The organism is Dactylosporangium darangshiense, assembly GCF_039537565.1.
In the GTDB taxonomy this organism is placed as follows: domain Bacteria; phylum Actinomycetota; class Actinomycetes; order Mycobacteriales; family Micromonosporaceae; genus Dactylosporangium; species Dactylosporangium darangshiense.
In genome coordinates, this window is sequence record NZ_BAABAT010000005.1 from 104,559 (window position 1) to 121,624 (window position 17,066).

13 protein-coding genes are annotated in these 17,066 nt (G+C 72.4%); 3 read left to right on the top strand and 10 right to left on the bottom strand.

Translation table 11 applies throughout. The annotated features are described in order from the left end of the window. Positions 1-40: 40 nt before the first annotated feature. From ffh to ftsY, 6 genes are all read right to left on the bottom strand, one after another. A complete protein-coding gene (ffh, locus tag ABD901_RS12850) occupies positions 41-1,579 on the bottom strand; it encodes a signal recognition particle protein (protein WP_345124819.1) in 1,539 nt (512 codons plus the stop codon). A gap of 398 nt (positions 1,580-1,977) precedes the next feature. Continuing rightward, entirely contained in the window at positions 1,978-4,233 is a 2,256-nt protein-coding gene (locus ABD901_RS12855) for a [protein-PII] uridylyltransferase (protein WP_345124821.1), read from the bottom strand. 28 nt (positions 4,234-4,261) lie between these two features. Next, positions 4,262-4,600, bottom strand: a complete 339-nt coding sequence (locus ABD901_RS12860) for a P-II family nitrogen regulator (RefSeq protein ID WP_190249674.1) — start codon at positions 4,598-4,600, stop codon at positions 4,262-4,264. Between the two features lie 27 nt (positions 4,601-4,627). After that, the gene (locus ABD901_RS12865; protein ID WP_345124823.1) at positions 4,628-6,013 is read right to left on the bottom strand and encodes an ammonium transporter; all 1,386 of its coding nucleotides are present in this window, start codon (positions 6,011-6,013) and stop codon (positions 4,628-4,630) included. Positions 6,014-6,187: 174 nt separating this feature from the next. Then, positions 6,188-6,976, bottom strand: a complete 789-nt coding sequence (locus ABD901_RS12870; protein ID WP_344611383.1) for a phosphotransferase — start codon at positions 6,974-6,976, stop codon at positions 6,188-6,190. Between the two features lie 105 nt (positions 6,977-7,081). Then, positions 7,082-8,323, bottom strand: a complete 1,242-nt coding sequence (ftsY, locus tag ABD901_RS12875) for a signal recognition particle-docking protein FtsY (RefSeq protein WP_345124825.1) — start codon at positions 8,321-8,323, stop codon at positions 7,082-7,084. A gap of 121 nt (positions 8,324-8,444) precedes the next feature. On the opposite strand from ftsY, the gene ABD901_RS12880 reads away from it, so the two are divergent. Further along, the gene (locus ABD901_RS12880; protein WP_345124827.1) at positions 8,445-10,100 is read left to right on the top strand and encodes an alkaline phosphatase D family protein; all 1,656 of its coding nucleotides are present in this window, start codon (positions 8,445-8,447) and stop codon (positions 10,098-10,100) included. On the opposite strand, the gene ABD901_RS12885 is transcribed toward ABD901_RS12880, so the two are convergent. Next, a complete protein-coding gene (locus ABD901_RS12885) occupies positions 10,093-10,521 on the bottom strand; it encodes an NUDIX hydrolase (protein ID WP_345124829.1) in 429 nt (142 codons plus the stop codon). The genes ABD901_RS12880 and ABD901_RS12885 overlap by 8 nt on opposite strands. A gap of 105 nt (positions 10,522-10,626) precedes the next feature. On the opposite strand from ABD901_RS12885, the gene ABD901_RS12890 reads away from it, so the two are divergent. Then, positions 10,627-11,109 (top strand): glutathione peroxidase, encoded by a 483-nt coding sequence (locus ABD901_RS12890; RefSeq protein ID WP_345124831.1) that lies wholly within the window; start codon positions 10,627-10,629, stop codon positions 11,107-11,109. 62 nt (positions 11,110-11,171) lie between these two features. On the opposite strand, the gene ABD901_RS12895 is transcribed toward ABD901_RS12890, so the two are convergent. The 3 genes from ABD901_RS12895 to ABD901_RS12905 form a co-directional block, all read right to left on the bottom strand. After that, the gene (locus ABD901_RS12895) at positions 11,172-11,795 is read right to left on the bottom strand and encodes an HAD family hydrolase (protein ID WP_345124832.1); all 624 of its coding nucleotides are present in this window, start codon (positions 11,793-11,795) and stop codon (positions 11,172-11,174) included. A gap of 263 nt (positions 11,796-12,058) precedes the next feature. After that, the gene (smc, locus tag ABD901_RS12900; RefSeq protein WP_345124834.1) at positions 12,059-15,631 is read right to left on the bottom strand and encodes a chromosome segregation protein SMC; all 3,573 of its coding nucleotides are present in this window, start codon (positions 15,629-15,631) and stop codon (positions 12,059-12,061) included. 248 nt (positions 15,632-15,879) lie between these two features. Beyond that, positions 15,880-16,074 (bottom strand): hypothetical protein, encoded by a 195-nt coding sequence (locus ABD901_RS12905; RefSeq protein WP_345124836.1) that lies wholly within the window; start codon positions 16,072-16,074, stop codon positions 15,880-15,882. A 353-nt stretch (positions 16,075-16,427) separates the two neighbouring features. Between ABD901_RS12905 and ABD901_RS12910 the strand changes: the two genes are divergently transcribed. Continuing rightward, on the top strand, positions 16,428-17,066 hold the full coding sequence (locus ABD901_RS12910) for a CAP domain-containing protein (protein ID WP_345124838.1): 639 nt from the start codon (positions 16,428-16,430) through the stop codon (positions 17,064-17,066).

The following is a 17,066-nucleotide window of genomic DNA, read 5'->3' on the forward strand; positions in this document are numbered from 1 at the left end:
TGCGGCGGACTCGGGATTCGGCGCGGGCACGGCGAGCGGCTCAGGCGTCCTTGTCACGCTTCTGCAGCTTCGAGAAGTCGAGCTTCGGCAGGCGGAACCCGGGCGGCATGCCGGCCGCGTTCGGGTCCATCGAGGCCGGGTCCAGGCCGGGCGGGAGCTGGGGCATGCCGCCGCCGAGGCGCGGCTGGCGCATGCCGCCGGTGTTGCCGCTCTTGGTGCCCTTGCGCTTGTTCTTCGGCGACTTGGTCGCCTTGCGGCGGCCGCCGGGCAGGCCCATCATGCCGCCCATCTGCTTCATCATCTTCTGCGCGTCGGCGAAGCGGGTCAGCAGCTGGTTGACGTCGGTGACCGACACGCCCGAGCCGTTGGCGATGCGCACGCGGCGCGACGCGTTGAGGATCTTCGGGTTGGAGCGCTCCTTCGGGGTCATGGAGCGGATGATCGCGGTGACCCGGTCGAAATGCTTGTCGTCGATCTCGGCGAGCTGGTCCTTCATCTGGTTCATGCCCGGCATCATGGCCAGCACGTTGGCGATGGGGCCCATGCGGCGCACGGCCTGCAGCTGCTCGAGGAAGTCCTCGAGCGTGAAGTCCTGGCCGCCCATGAGCTTGGCGGCCATCCGCTCCTTCTCGTCGTCGGCGAAGGCCTGCTCGGCCTGCTCGATGAGGGTGAGCACGTCGCCCATGCCGAGGATGCGCGAGGCCATCCGGTCGGGGTGGAAGACGTCGAAGTCCTCGAGCTTCTCGCCGGTGGACGCGAACATGATCGGCTGGCCGGTGACGTGGCGGACGGAGAGCGCCGCGCCACCGCGCGCGTCGCCGTCGAGCTTGGACAGCACCACGCCGGAGATGCCGACGCCGTCGCGGAATGCCTCGGCGGTGGTGACCGCGTCCTGGCCGACCATGGCGTCGATGACGAACAGGACCTCGTCGGGGTCGACCGCGTCGCGGATGTCGGCGGCCTGCTGCATCATCTCGGCGTCGATACCGAGGCGGCCGGCGGTGTCGACGATCACGATGTCGCGCATCTGGCGCTTGGCGTGCTCGATCGAGTCGCGGGCGACCTGGACGGGGTTGCCGACGCCGTTGCCGAGCTCGGGCGCGTACACCTCGACGCCGGCCCGGCCGCCCAGCACCTGCAGCTGGTTGACGGCGTTGGGCCGCTGGAGGTCGGCGGCGACGAGCAGCGGCTGGTGGCCCTGGCCCTTGAGCCACCGGGCGAGCTTGCCGGCGAGCGTCGTCTTACCGGAACCCTGCAGACCGGCGAGCATGATCACGGTCGGCGGGTTCTTGGCGAACTGCAGCCGCCGCGCCTCGCCACCGAGCGTCGCGACGAGCTCCTCGTGGACGATCTTGATGACCTGTTGGGCCGGGTTGAGCGCCTGCGACACCTCCACGCCCCGCGCCCGCTCCTTGAGCCGGGCGATGAACGCCTTGACCACGGGCAGCGCAACGTCGGCCTCGAGCAGCGCGAGCCGAATCTCGCGCGCGGTGGCGTCGACGTCGGCGTCGGTGAGCCGCCCCTTGCTCCGCAGCTTCGAGAAGATGCCGGAAAGCCGGTCACTCAGGGTGTCAAACACGACGGATCCGTCCTCGGGTGTAGGAGTCCCTTGAAGGGTACGCGACCGCGGACACCCCGTCGCGGCCCGCAGCGCCGCGCAACCGCGCGTGACGACCTCCGCAACGCGGCAACCTGGCCTTCTCACGCTTCCGAGCGGCGATATTTGTGACCGATTCGTCCAAATTACTCCCTAACTCGGGAGATGTGGCGCTCCTCCCCGCTGCGAGCGCCGAGCGGAGACAAGCGCCCGTCATGAATGCGGCGCGGACCGGACGCGGCGCGAGCCGGGCGCGGACCCAGGCGCGGGCGCGGGCGGCCGGGGGCGCGGGCGGCCGTGGACAGGGCACGGACCCAGGCGCGGAAGTGGGCCGGACGGAGCTATCGAGGGCTCGTGCCCACGCCACGCGCGCAGCGGCCTCAGGACGGGGCGGCGGCCCGGAGAACCGCGGCCTCCACGCGGACGCGGGCGTCCGTGTCCCAGGTCCCAGCCAGGTAGAAGGCGTCGACCACCTCGCCGCCGAGGGTGGAGATGCGGGCCGAGCGTACGTCGGCGCCGACGTCGCCGAGTGCGCTCGCCACCCGGAAGAGCAGGCCGGGAGTGTCCGTGGCGCGCAGCTCCAGGACCGTGGCGTCCGTCGCGGCCGACGGGGGCTGCCACACGACGCGCGGGGGCGCGGTGGTGCTGCGGCGGGTCGAGCGTTCGCGGGCGGCCAGGCGCTCGGCCACCGGGAGGTCGCCGGTGACGGCGCGGCGCAGGTCGGAGACGACGGCCTCGCGGTCGATGTCGCCGCCGTAGCGGGGCTGGACGGCGCAGACCATGCGGGCCAGGCCGTCCACGGTGACGGTGTCCGCGGTCACGACGTCGAGGCGGTGCAGCGACAGGCAGCCGGCCACGGCCGCCAGGAGGCCACGGCGGTCGTTGGCGGTGACGGCGACCGAGTCGATGTCCAGGTGTACCGATGGAAGGCGCGACGGGACCGGGAGCTCGGCGGCCGGCGACGGCGGCGCCGCGACCACGCCGGTGTCCAGGGCGCGTTCGACGTGGTGGACGAGTTCGGCGATGAGCCGGCCCTTCCACTCCGACCAGGCGGCGGGGCCGGTGGCGGCCGCGTCCGCGCGGGCCAGGGCGTGCAGCAAGGAAAGGGTGGAGGGGTCGCCGACGGCGCCGGCCACGGTGGCGATGGTCTGCGGGTCGGACAGGTCGCGGCGGGTGGCCGTGTCGGGCAGGAGCAGGTGCAGGCGGACGACCTTCTCGACCTGTGCGACGTCGGTGGGGCTGAGGCCCAGGCGCTCAGCCGCGGCGGCGGCGATCGGGGCGCCGACGATGCTGTGGTCGCCCGGGAGGCCCTTGCCGATGTCGTGCAGCAGGCCGCAGAGCACGAGCAGGTCGGGGCGGTCGACGTCGCGTGTGAGGCGGGCGGCCTGGCGGGCCGTCTCGACCAGGTGGCGGTCGACCGTGTAGAGGTGCACGGGGTTGTGCTGGGGCAGGCTGCGCACCCGCGCCCATTCGGGCAGCCAGTTGACGACCAGGCCGTACCGGTCGCACGCCTCCCAGACGGAGATCATCGACGGGCCGCTGCCGAGCAGGGTCAGCAGGGCGTCGCGCGCGGGGGCGGGCCACGGGCGGGGCATCGGGCCGGCGAAGCCGCCGAGCCACTCGAGGGTCGCGTGTGCGATCGGCAGGTCGGCGCGGGCGGCGGCCGCGGCCACGCGCAGCGGGAGGGCGGGATCCGGGCGCGGGGTGACGGCGGCGCGGGCGAGCACCACCTCGCCGCGCTGCTCGACGACGTCGCGGGCCAGGGGGCGGCGCTCCTCGTGGCCGCGGCTGCTGGGGGCCGACCAGCGGTCGACGGCGCGCCAGGCGTCGTCGCTGGCGTAGGCGATGGTGCGGGCGGCCTCGGCGATGCGGCGCAGCACGTCGTCGCGGTCGCCGAGGTCGAGCAGCTCGGCGACCTCGTCGCGGTCCTGCGCGAGGAGGCGGTCGACGCGGCGGCCGCGCACGGCGTGCAGGGCGTCGCGGACGTCGAGCAGGGTGCGGTGGGCGCCGCGGACGGCGGGGCGGGGGCCGTCGGCGACGCCGGCGAAGCCGATGCCGCGCAGGACGCCGAAGTCGCGCAGGCCGCCGCGGGACTCCTTGACGTCGCCCTCGAGCAGGAACGCGAGCTCGCCGTGTGCGTTCCAGCGCTGCGTGGTCAGGGTGCGCAGGCCGGGCAGGAGGTGCCGCGCCTCGCGGCGCCACTGTGCGACGGCGTCGGCGTGCAGGCGGGCCAGGAGGGCCTCGTCTCCGGCAATGAGGCGGGCGTCGAGCAGGCCGAGGGCGACCTTGAGGTCCTCGCGGGCCAGCGCGAGCGCCTGCTCGGGGCTGCGCGTGGAGTGGTCGAGGGCGAACTTGGCGTCCCAGACCTGGTACCAGATCCGGCTGCCGAGCTCGTCGGCCGCCGCCTGCGCGCCCGCGCCGCCGTCGTGGAGCAGGACCAGGTCGAGGTCGCTGCGGGGTGCGCACTCGCGCCGTCCGAGGCCGCCTACGGCGACGAGGGCGGATCCTGAGGTACCACCGCCGGCTTCGGAAAAAATCTTCGAGAGCCATTCGTCGATCGCGGCCGAGCGCTCAGCACGCGCGTCGGCGCCCGCCCCGGTGGAAAGGACCGGAGCGGGCGCCGACGGTTGTGTCATGTGAGTGAGGATAGAGATCAGTGGCGGCTTAGAGCGCGTCGAGCCCGCGCTCGCCGGTGCGGACCCGAACGACCTCGTCGACGGACGTGACCCACACCTTGCCATCACCGATCTTGCCGGTGCGGGCGGCGGTGACGATGGCGTCGACGACCTTCTCGAAGTCGAGCTCGTCGGTGACGATCTCGACCCGGATCTTCGGCACGAACTCCACCGTGTACTCCGCACCGCGGTACACCTCGGTGTGGCCCTTCTGACGGCCGTATCCCTGGACCTCGCTCACGGTGAGGCCGGCCACGCCGAGCGCGTGGAGCGCCTCCTTCACCGCGTCGAGCTGATACGGCTTGATGACCGCGGTCACCAGCTTCATGCCCATTCCCTCCGACATTCCTCGACGCTATCCGGCTACCGTTTCCGACGCCGGGGCTTCCGCCGCCGGCGCGGGGGACTTGCTCGTTCCGACGCCCGCGAGGGCGAAGGCACCGCCCGCGCTGCTGGTGCCCGGGGTCATGTCGTAGGCGCTCTCCGCGTGCTCCGCGATGTCGATGCCCTCGACCTCGGCCTCGGTGCTGACCCGGAAGCCGACCGTCTTCTCGATGATGAAGGCGAGCACGAAGGCGACGGCGAACGAGTAGACCGTGACGATAGCGCTCGCGCCGGCCTGCGCGCCCAGCTGGCCCGCGCCGCCGCCCATGAACAGGCCGCTCTTGGCGCCAAGAGCACCGGTGATGGCCGAGTTGAGCTTGTCGTTGGCGAAGAAGCCCAGCCACAGGGAGCCGATCCACCCGCCGACGAAGTGCACGCCGACCACGTCGAGCGAGTCGTCGAAGCCGAAGCGGTACTTCAGGCTGACCGCGAGGGCGCAGACGATGCCGGCGACGAGGCCGAGCAGCACGGCCGCCCAAGAGTCGATGAAGCCACACGCGGGGGTGATGGCGACGAGGCCCGCGACCGCGCCCGAGGAGGCGCCGACGAGGGTGGGCTTGCGGTCGCGGATCCACTCGACGATGACCCAGCCGAGGACGGCGGCGGCGGTGGCGACCTGGGTGTTGACGAAGGCCAGGCCGGTGACGCCGTCGACGGTCAGCTCCGAGCCGGCGTTGAAGCCGAACCAGCCGAACCACAGCAGGCCGGCGCCGATGGCGACGAAGGGCACGTTGTGCGGCTTCATGGCCTCCCGCGGCCAGCCGACGCGCTTGCCGAGGACCAGCGCGACGCCGAGCGCGGCCGCACCGGCGTTGATGTGCACGGCGGTACCACCGGCGAAGTCGAGCGGGTGCAGGTGCTGGAAGATCCAGCCGCCGCCCCACACGTTGTGGGCGACCGGGAAGTACACGAGCGTGGCCCAGCCGAACGCGAACAGCAGCCAGCCGCCGAACTTCGCCCGGTCGGAGATGGCGCCGCTGATCAGCGCGACGGTGATCACGGCGAACGTCATCTGGAAGACCATGAAGACGTACGTCGGGATGCCGATGCCGCTGGCGTTGTCCGTGGTCGCGCCCCACATCTGGTCGATGTAGGTCTTGCTGCCGAAGTACTGGCCGAGGTCGCCGAACAGGCCGCCCGCGCTGTCGGTACCGAACGACGCGCTGAAGCCGTAGAACAACCACAGGATGCTGACGAGCCCGATCGTCGAGAAGCTCATCATCATCATGTTCAGGACGCCCTTGGAGCGGTTCAGGCCACCGTAGAAAATGGCCAGGCCGGGCGTCATGAGCAGCACGAGCGCGGTCGATACGAGAAGCCACGCGGTGTGGCCGGTATTGATAGTCACTTCAGGCACGCGGGCCTCCTGGTGGTCGAGATCCTCCCTCCCGACCTTCGAGGCAGCGTCGCCCTCCAGCCGGTTGCGCGAGAGCTTCCCGGGCCCACGTTTCACGCACCGGCGCTGCGCGGTTTCTACTGCGTCACGTCATGTTTCCAGCGTGTGAAGAAACGTTCACACATCGGAAAACGACTACCGCAGCGCATATTCCAGCGTGTGTCGCTCGTAATCGATCAGACGCAGGTCACGCACGGGACGCCGCAGATGTCCCTTGTGCACGATTCGCACGAAGGCGGGGTCGCCGGCCGCCGCCATGCGCCGGATGCCCTCGATGTGATCGACGATGCGCTTGCGGATCACGCGCACGAGGCGGTGCCGGTCGCGCGGCGTCAGCCCGTACGCGTCGGCGAACATGCGCAGCCGGCGCGGGCGGTTCGGGCGTTTCCAGCCCAATGTGTACGAGTCGCGGTCGGAGAACAGCGGGACCCACGTCCACGCCGCGTACGCCACGTCGTAGATCCGCGCGCCCGGCGACGCCAGGTCGAAGTCGATCAGCGACAGGGTCCCGTCCGGGCGCCAGATGACGTTGTGCGGCGCCGCGTCGTGGTGGCAGATCACCTCGGTGTCCGGCGGCGGCGGGCCGAACGAGCGCCACACCGCGTTGGGCGGGGGCCGGAAGCCGGCCTGGGCGTCGTGGAACATCCGCAGCATGGTCGCGACGGTGACCATCGCCTCGTCGGTCACCCAGTGCGGCGCCAACGGATACTCACCGCACTCGCCTTCGAGATATTGCAGTACCTCGCGGCCGCGCTCGTCGATACCGTACGCGCGCGGCGCGCCGGTGAACCCGACGTACTCGAGGTGGCGCAGCAACGCATGCACAGCGGGCGTCCAGGGGCCCGCATTGCGGCGCACCGTGTCGCCCGAGCGCACCACGACGGAGGTGTTCCCGCCATGGAGCGGGATCTCCTGCTGCGTCACGTGATCGTCCTTCGCTGACCTGACGGGGGGAACCGTGCTGTCGTGCTGTTGGTGGCCGCCGGGAGAGCGCGACCGGGCCTTACCGTCCCAAGGTACCGTCCGAGGTTACGCGTCCGCGCCAACGAGGGCGTCGACGAACTGTCGGGCATCGAACGGAGCGAGGTCGTCGGGGCCCTCGCCGAGGCCGACGAGCTTCACCGGAATGCCCAGTTTGCGCTGAACCGCGATGACGATGCCGCCCTTGGCGGTGCCGTCGAGCTTGGTCAGCACCACGCCCGTGACGTCCACCACCTCGGTGAACACGCGCGCCTGCTCCAGCCCGTTCTGCCCGGTCGTGGCGTCGAGGATCAGCAGGGTCTCGTCGACCGGCCCGTGCTTCTCCACCACCCGCTTGACCTTGCTGAGCTCGTCCATCAGGCCGACCTTGTTCTGCAGCCGTCCGGCGGTGTCGATCAGGACCGTGTCCACACCGGCATCAATACCCCGTTTCACAGCGTCGAACGCCACCGACGCCGGATCGGCCCCTTCCGGGCCCCGCACGACGTCGGCGCCGACCCGTCCGGCCCACGTCGCCAGCTGCTCGGCCGCGGCCGCGCGGAAGGTGTCGGCGGCGCCGAGCATCACGGTGTGGCCGTCGGCCACCAGCACCCGGGCGATCTTGCCGCACGTGGTGGTCTTGCCCGCGCCGTTGACCCCGACGACGAGCAGCACCGCCGGGCGGCCGTTGCGCGGCGTGGCGGCCAGGGAGCGGTCGCGGTCCGGGTCGAGGGCGGCGACCAGCTCGGCGGCGAGCATGTTGCGCAGCTCGGTCCCGGTGGCGGTGCCGTGGATTCGGGCCCGTTCGCGCAGCTTGGCGACGATCTCGGTGGTCGCCTGTACGCCGACGTCGGCGCCGATCAGGGTCTCCTCGATCTCGTCCCAGGTGTCGTCGTCGAGCTTGTCGCGCGACAGCAGCGCCAGCAGGCCCTTGCCGAACACGTTCTGGGAGCGCGACAGCCGCGTGCGGAGGCGCACCAGGCGGCCGGCGGTCGGCGCGGGCGTCTCGATCGCCGGAGCGGGCGCCGGAGCGGGCGCGGGGGCGGGCGCAGGGGCCGGGGCGGGCGCGGGCGCCTCGACCACCGGCGGCGCCGGTGGGGCGGGCGCCTCCTCGACGGTCGGCGCGGGCGCCTCGGCGGGCTTCTCGATGACCGGCGGGGCCGCCTGCGTGGTCGGCTCGGGCTTCGCCGGCGCCTCCGGCGGCGCGGGCGGGAGTGTCGGTGGCTTGCGGAAACGGGGCGCGACTAGCGCCAGGGTGGCCCCGATCACCACGACGAGCAGCACCAGGCCGAAGACGATGTACGACTCCATGACTGGAATCCTCCCAGACGCGGCGCCGAACGGCCTGCAGTGGCGCCGAAGCGGGCCGGGCAGGATCATTCGGGTTGCACTGGTCACACCCGCCGCACCACCCTCGGGAGGTCGCATCCTCATGTCCGACACCGAACTGGACACCGACCGGGGGCCGCTCATGCTCGGTCCGGTCCTGCGCCGGATCGAGGGCGACCAGGCGACGATCTGGGTGGAGACGGCGCGCCCGGCGACGGTCGAGGTGGACGCCGCGCCCGGGGGCGGTGCCGCCCGGACGTTCAGCGTCCACGGCCACCACTACGCCCTCGTCGTGGTCTCCGGGCTGCCGGAGGACGCCGTCACGCCGTACCGGCTGAAGATCGACGGCGTCGAGGTCTGGCCGCGCCCGGACGACCCGTTCCCGCCACCGGCCATCCGGACCCGCCGCGCGGGGGCGCCGGTCCGGCTCGTGTTCGGCTCGTGCCGCGAGGCGAGCCCGCTCAGCGTCACGCGGTACCCGCCGGACGCGCTCGACGCCTACGCCGGGCGGCTGAGTGCCTCCATCCGTTCGGACGCGCCGACCGAATGGCCCGACCTGATGGTGCTGCTGGGCGATCAGGTGTATGCCGACGAGACTCCCGAGAAGATCCAGCGCTGGCTGCGCCGGCGCCGTCGTCAGCGCCGCGCGGACGCGCCGACGACGCAGGTGGTCGACTTCCACGAGTACACGAAGCTGTACCTGGACTCGTGGGGCGACCCGGAGATCCGCTGGCTGCTGTCCACCGTCCCGAGCGTCATGATCTTCGACGACCACGAGATCATCGACGACTGGAACACCTCGCAGCGCTGGCGCGAGCAGATGGCCAGGCTGTCCTGGTGGGACCAGCGCATCCAGGCGGGGCTGTCGTCCTACTGGGTGTACCAGCACATGGGCAACCTCGCCCCGGGCGTTCTGGCCGAGTGCCCGATCTACGCGGCGGTCGCCTCCGCCGGCGATGCGACCGAGGTCCTCGACGCCTTCGGCTCCCGGGCCGACCGCGACCGCGCGTCGTACCGCTGGAGCTACACCGTCGACATCGACCGCACCCGCCTCGTGGTCCTGGACAACCGCGCCGCACGGGAGCTCGATCAGGGCAAGCGGGCGATGCTGCCGGACAGCGAGTGGGCGTGGTTCGCCAAGCAGCTGCCGGGCGACTACGACCACCTGCTGATCGGTTCCTCCCTGCCGTGGCTGCTGCCGCCCGCCATCCACCACCTGGAGGCCGCGACCGAGCGCCTCGCCGAGTCCCCGCGCGGCTGGGTGGGCCGCTTCGGCGAGAAGCTGCGCCAGGCGGTGGACCTGGAGCACTGGGCGGCGTTCGGCCGCTCCTTCGACGCGCTGAGCGCCCTGCTGGCCCAGGTCGGCGCCGGCCAGGGCGGCGTCTCACCCGCCCCGGCGACGATCAGCGTCCTGTCGGGTGATGTTCACCACTCGTACGCCGCCCGCGCCGACCTCGGCCCCGAGGTGATCAGCGCCGTGCACCAGCTCACCTGCTCCCCCGTGCACAACGACATGCCGAAGCTCATCCGGCCCGCGATGAAGTTCGGCTGGAACCCGCCGGCGGCGCGGATGATGCGCTCGGTCGCGCGGGCGCTGGGTCTGCGCAAGCCGGTCGTTCGGTGGCGCAAGACCGCCGGCCCGTACTTCGGCAATGCCGTGGGGCTGCTCCTGCTGGAGGCGCGGGCGGCGCATGTGGCGATCGAGGGGACCCGGCCGGACAAGACGCTCGGCGAGGTCGCGTCCCTCAAGCTCAGCTGACCCGAGGGTGGGTTTCGGGCGGCTCGTTGAGGTCTGTCCACGTCCAGAGGGTCGCCACCCGAGCGCGGCCGGTGAGATATGACACAGCCGGGTCGCGGATCGGGGCGAACCACATCTGGCCGAGGCGGTCCACGGCCTCCGGCAGGGGGACCCACGCGCCCGAGCCGTCGTGCCGGCCGACGCCGGTCACTTCGAAGCCGAGCATCTCGTACTGGACGCCGCCGGCCGGGTAGCGGGCGACCCACAGGAGGCGCTCCGGGAGTACCGATGAGAAGCCGGCCTCGTGGGTGACCTTGGCCAGGAGGGGCTCGCCGGGCTCCACGGCGCCGCCGGGCAGGGCCCAGTCCGGTGGGTCGCTGATCAGCAGGACGTCCTTGCCGCGGCGCAGCACGGCGCCGACGGCGAGTTGGTGACCGGTCACGCCTCACCTTAGGCCGCCCGCGCGGGCGCGCCGCCCGTTGCCCGTGCAAGGCGTGCGGACTGCGCGCTACCGGGCCGAACACGAGGCGGGCATACGATCGCGGGCATGAGCTTTTACGACGTCGAGATCGCCGACCTGCAGGGCAAGCCGCTCGACCTGGGGCAGTTCCGCGGCCGCCCCGTGCTGGTCGTCAACGTGGCCTCGCGATGCGGGCTGACGCCCCAGTACAGCGAGCTGGAGGAGCTGCACAAGGAGTACGAGGGGCGCGGGTTCTCCGTGCTCGGGGTGCCGTGCAACCAGTTCGGCGGGCAGGAGCCGGGGACCTCTGAGGAGATCGCCGAGTTCTGCAGCACCACCTATGGCGTGACGTTCCCGATGACCGAGAAGGTGGAGGTCAACGGGGACGGGCGGCACCCGCTGTACCAGCTGCTGACGCCCGTCGCCGACGAGGAAGGGCACACCGGGGACATCCGGTGGAACTTCGAGAAGTTCCTCGTGGCGGGCGACGGCACGGTGGCGGCGCGGTTCGGGCCGCGGACGCAGCCCAAGGCCGATGACGTGGTCCAGGCGGTCGAAGCGAACCTCTGAAACAGGGTCGACGGAAGCGCCGTTCACCGGCCAGGTGAACGGCGCTACAAGCCGACCGGGAGCTACAGGCCGAAGGCGCGGCGCGGGTAGGACAGGTCGTCGCCGGGGGCGTAGCGGTACGCGGACAGGCCGGCCGCGCGGGCGCCGCGGATCATGCGGTCGATGTCGTCCACGAGCATGCAGCGCGCAGGCGGGGTCTCGACCAGGGCGCAGGCCGCGGCGAAGTACTCCTTGGCCGGCTTGTGCACGCCGATCTCGGCCGAGTTGGCGACCGCGTCGAACTCGCCGGTCAGGCCGAACGAGTCGAGGACGTCGCGGAACTCGGCGGTCGAGTTGGTGGCGACGCAGACCGGGTGGCCGGCGGCGCGCACGTCGCGCACGAAGCGCAGGACCACGGGGTCGATGCTGCCGGGGTACACCACCCACTCGTCCATGAGCTCGGCCGCGCGCTGCGGGCCGCCCACGCGGTCGGCCAGGGTGTCCGCGACGGTCGCGAGCCACTCGGCGCGCGTGATGCGGCCCGTGATCGCCGGCAGGAGGCGGTCCCACTCGAGCGCCGTTTCGAGGACCGTGCCGGGCTCCAGGCCGTACCGCTGCTCGATCTTGGCGTTGATCGACCCGTCGAAACTGCGCAGCACGCCGTCGAAGTCGATGAGCAGGGCCGTCGGCCGCTGAGTGGCGCTCACGCCGTCACCTCCGCTTCGCTCCGGCGCCGGCGCGAGTTAATGCTGTGCCCATGGTGAGCGGCCCCTCCGCTTCGCTCCGGACCGCTCACGCCGTCACCTCCGCTTCGCTCCGGCGCCGGCGCGAGTCAATGCTGTGCCCATGGTGAGCGGCCCCTCCGCTTCGCTCCGGACCGCTCACGCCGTCACCTCCGCTTCGCTCCGGCGCCGGCGCGAGTCAATGCTGTGCCCATGGTGAGCGGCCCCTCCGCTTCGCTCCGGACCGCTCACGCCGCCTCTTCCGTTCGCAGGCGCTGGGAGATGACCTCGGTAACCCCGGAGCGCATGGTGACGCCGTAGAGGGCGTCGGCGACCTCCATGGTGCGCTTCTGGTGGGTGATGATGATGAGCTGGCTGCGCTCCCGCAACTGCTCGAAGAGGGTGATGAGGCGGCCCAGGTTGACGTCGTCCAGGGCGGCCTCGACCTCGTCCATGATGTAGAACGGGCTGGGGCGGGCGCGGAAGATCGCGCAGAGCAGCGCCACGGCGGTGAGGGAGCGCTCGCCGCCGGACAGCAGCGACAGGCGCTTGATCTTCTTGCCCGGCGGGCGGGCCTCGACCTCGATGCCGGTCGTGAGCATGTCCTCGGGGTCGGTGAGCACGAGGCGGCCCTCGCCGCCCGGGAAGAGCACCGAGAAGACCTGTTCGAACTCGCGGGCCGTGTCGTGGTAGGCGCTGGTGAAGACCTCGAGGATGCGGTCGTCGACGTCCTTGACGACGGTGAGCAGGTCGCGCCGGGTCGCCTTGAGGTCCTCGAGCTGGTCGGAGAGGAACTTGTAGCGCTCCTCCATGGCCGCGAATTCCTCGAGGGCCAGGGGGTTGACCTTGCCCAGCAGGTTGAGCTCGCGCTCGGCCTTGGCGGCGCGCTTCTCCTGCGTGGCGCGGTCGAACGGCACCGGCTCGGGCGCCGGGCGGCCGTCGGCCTCGGCGGCGGCGATCTCGGGCGCGGTCGGCGGCACGGGCAGCTGCGGGCCGTACTCGGCGACGAGCGTGTCGGCGTCCAGGCCGAACTCCTCGGCGGAGCGGGCCTCGAGCTGCTCGATGCGCATGCGCTGCTCGGCGCGGGCGACCTCGTCGCGGTGCACGGCGCTGGTGAGCCGCTCCAGCTCGGCGGTGAGGTGCTTGGCGCGCCCGCGCACCTCGGTGAGGGCGCTCTCGCGCTCGGCGCGCGCCGCGGCGAGGGTGTCGCGGGTCTCCTGGGCCTCGGCGATGGAGTCGCCGAGGCGCTCGAGGGCGAACGCGGCGCCGTCGGCGACGGCCCCGGCGATGCGGGCGCCACGGGCGCGGGTGGCCTTGCGGGCGGCGGCGCGCTCCCGGGCGGCGCGCTCGGCCGCGGCCTGGCGCAGCAGCGCGTCCGCGCGGCCGGCGAGGGCGCCGACGCGCTCCTCCGCGGTGCGCACGGCGAGGCGGACCTCCATCTCCTGCTGCCGCGCCGCCGGCACCTCGCCGGCGAGGTCGTCGCGCTCCAGCGTCGACGGGTCCTCGTCGATCGGCGTGGACTCGGCCGCGGCCAGGCGCTCCTCGAGCTCGGCGAGGCTGGTCAGGCCCGACTCGCGCACCGCCTCGGCCTTCGACTTGGCCGCGGCGTGGCGCTCGACCTCGGCACGGGCGGACTTGGCGGCGGCGCCGAGCTCGGCGAGGCGCCGCGCGGCCGCGTTACGGACGCTGTCGGCCTCCTTCTTGGCCGCGGCGGTCTCAGCGACGACCTGCTTGGCCGCGGCGGCGGAATTGCGGGCCATGGCCAGCAGCTCCCGCGCCTCGGCGACGCGGCGCTCGGCGTCGACCTTCTGCTGCCGGGCCTCCTCGACGGCCGCCTGGACCTCGATGAAGCTGTGCTGCTTGCCGGACCCGCCGGCGGCCGCGTAGGCGCCGATGACGTCGCCCTCGGGCGTGACGGTGCGCAGCGCGGGGGCGTAGGAGACGATGCGGCGCGCGGTGGCGAGGTCGGGTGCGAACACGACGTCGCCGATGGCGCGCTCCAGCGCGGGGCGCAGCTCCTCGGGCGCGCGGACGAGGTCCATGGCCCACGCCGCGCCCGGGGGCAGCGGGACCCGCTCGACCGGGGGCGCGTCGAGCATCGGCGCGGAGGCGATGAGCAGCGCGGCGCGGCCCGCGTCGTCCTGCTTGAGCATCTCGACCGCGGCGATCGCGCCGTCGACGCCGGAGACCGCGACGGCGTCGGCGAGGGCGCCGAGCGCGGCGGCGAGCGCAGCCTCGTGGCCGGCCTCAACCGACAGCAGCGCGGCGACGCTGCCGAGCAGGCCGGGGACGCGGTCGGAGCGGGCCAGCAGGGTGCCGGCGCCGTCCTTGCGCCGCAGGCCCATCGCGAGCGCCTCCTCGCGGGCCTTCCACTGCGCGGCGTCCTTCTCGGCGACGCGCTCGGCGTCGCTGTGCTGGCGCACCTCGCCGTTGATCGTCTCGAGCTCGCGCGACGCCTCCTGGTGGCGCATCTCGAGGTCGGCGTTGGCGTTGTCGGCGACGGACGCGCCGGCGCTCGCCTCGTCGTAGAGGCCCTGCGCGGCGTCCGCGCGCGCCTCGGCCTCGGCCAGCTGTACCGCAAGACGCTCGATCTCGCCCGCGGCCGCGGTCGTGCGGGAGCGCGCCGACTCGACCTGCCCGGCGAGCTTGGCGAGGCCCTCGCGACGGTCGGCGATGGCCTTGTGCGCGGCGACGATGGCCTTCTCGGCGAAGGCGAGACGCCGCTCCAGGTCCTGCCGGCGCTCCACGGCCTCGGCGAGGCGCTCCTGGCTGGCCTCCAGCGCCGCGCGCAGCTCCTCCTCCTGCTCGCGGACCTTGTCGGCCTCGGCGGTCAGCTGGTCGGGGTCGCGCCCGGGCCGCTCCTCGACGGGGGCGGCGGAGAGGTTGCGGTGCCGCTCGGCGGCCAGCTGGTGCAGCGAGCGGTAGCGCTCCTGGAGGGTGGACAGCTGGTACCAGGTGTCCTGCGCCTCGGCCAGCACGGGCGCGTCGGCGGCGTGCTCGGCCTCCAGCGCGGCGAGGCGCTCGTTGATCGCCTCGACCTCGGCCTCGACCTCCTCGCGGCGGGCGCGCAGCGCGGTCTCGTCGGCGATCTCACGGTCGAGGGTCTCGCGCAGCGTTGCGAGGTCGTCGGCGAGCAGGCGCAGCCGGGCGTCGCGCAGGTCGGCCTGGATGCCGGCGGCGCGGCGGGCCACCTCGGCCTGGCGCCCGAGCGGCTTGAGCTGGCGGCGCAGCTCGGTGGTGAGGTCGCCGAGGCGGTTGAGGTTGGCCTGCATCGCCTCGAGCTTGCGGATGGCCTTCTCTTTGCGCTTGCGGTGCTTGAGCACCCCGGCGGCCTCCTCGATGAAGGCGCGGCGGTCCTCGGGCCGGGCGTGCAGGACGCCGTCGAGACGGTTCTGGCCGACGATGACGTGCATCTCGCGGCCGATGCCGGAGTCGGAGAGCAGCTCCTGGATGTCGAGCAGGCGGCAGGAGTTGCCGTTGATCTCGTACTCGCTCTCGCCGGAGCGGAACATCCGGCGGGTGATCGACACCTCGGTGTAGTCGATCGGCAACGCACCGTCGGTGTTGTCGATCGTGAGGGTCACCTCGGCGCGTCCCAGCGGGGCCCGGCTGGCGGTGCCGGCGAAGATGACGTCTTCCATCTTGCCGCCGCGCAGGGCCTTGGCACCCTGCTCGCCGAGCACCCAGGCGATCGCGTCGACCACGTTGGACTTGCCTGAGCCGTTCGGCCCGACAACGCAGGTGATGCCCGGTTCGAGCCTCAGCGTGGTCGTGGACGCGAAGGACTTGAAGCCCTTGGCCGTCAAGGTCTTGAGGTGCACGGATCTCCACGGTTGTCGAGGTGTGTTACCGGGCAGGCTACCGCCGGGAGAGTACCCGTCCCTGCAGCACCGCACACCATAATGCGCGTGTCGTGGGCACAGCGCCCACTCGAGTCACTCGCGCAACCAACCGGACGATCGGGTCGTTACGTGATGGGGTCGTTACATGACTGCGCGCCGAGACCCATTGGATGTCGGCGCGCGGGTTTACTGTGCAGTTCTGCGCAGAATGCGGTGTCCTGAGGTGTTCAGGCCATCGCCGGCTCGACGAGCCGGACCAGCTGGTCCGCCTCTGACGCCGCTGCAGCGAGCCGGTCATTTTCGGCGCGGAGCCGAACGACCTCGAACTCGAGCGCCCGAACCTTGGCGCGCAGTTGGGTGACCTCGTCGACAAGGCGCCGGTCGGGCGCGCTGCCTACGTGGCCGAAGAGGGCCTTAGCCATATCGTCTCCTTGTTAAGCGCAGCCGGTCGATTCCGGCAAACGCGCGCCCAGCACCCGCGACCGAAGCACAAGGGCATGAATGGGCGCGACTGGCGACCCCTCTATGTTCCTTCCGGGGCGCGACTTAGTCAAGCCAACCGGCACGCCAAACGTCCTGGCCAGGGTGTTCTCACTCACCCGGGTGCGTGATCCGCACCGCCGCGCCGATCGTGGCAGTGTGCCACCGGTTGCTCTGCGGCGCCACTGCAAAGTAGCGTCTCGTTTGAAAATTCTGGGGACGACACGACCGGGAGAGTGCGATGACAGCACCGCGGCCCGGCCTCGATACAGGACGCCTTGCGGGAGGTCAGTCCGTGCGGCAACTGGTCGACCGGCTCGGCCCCACGGGCGTCGCTGCGCTCGTCGCGGCCGTGCTGGTCCTGTTCGGCCTCGGCTCGTTGATCGTGCCCGCCCTGACCGACGGCGGCGGCACCTCCAACGCCGAGCGCGCCGCTCCCCCGGCCGCGCCGGCGGCCGAGCCCGCCGCCTCCAGCGCACCGGCCGCGAGCGGCGCACCCTCGTCGGCCGCCACCACGCCGGGTGCCGCCAGGACCACGCTCGTCGCCGCGAACTTCAACACCGGCTACGAGGACCGCGTGGTGCAGCTGATCAACGGTGAGCGGCGCAAGGAGAAGTGCCAGCCGCTCAGGGTCGACGCCAAGCTGCGCGCGGCCGCGCGGGGGCACGCCGCCGACATGGCGTCCAGGGACTTCACCGGCAGCCGGGGCAGTGACGGCAGCGATGCGGCCGCGCGCGTGCAGGCCGCCGGCTACAGCGGGTTCGCCGACGAGCTGACCGCCAAGGGCGGCGACGCCGGCGACGTCGTCAAGCGCTGGCTGCACGACGGCAACACGCACGACATGCTGGTCGACTGCGCCATCACATCGATCGGTGTCGGGGCCGCGATGCGCGGCCGCACGCCCTACTGGACGGCGGACACCGGCCGTGCTTGA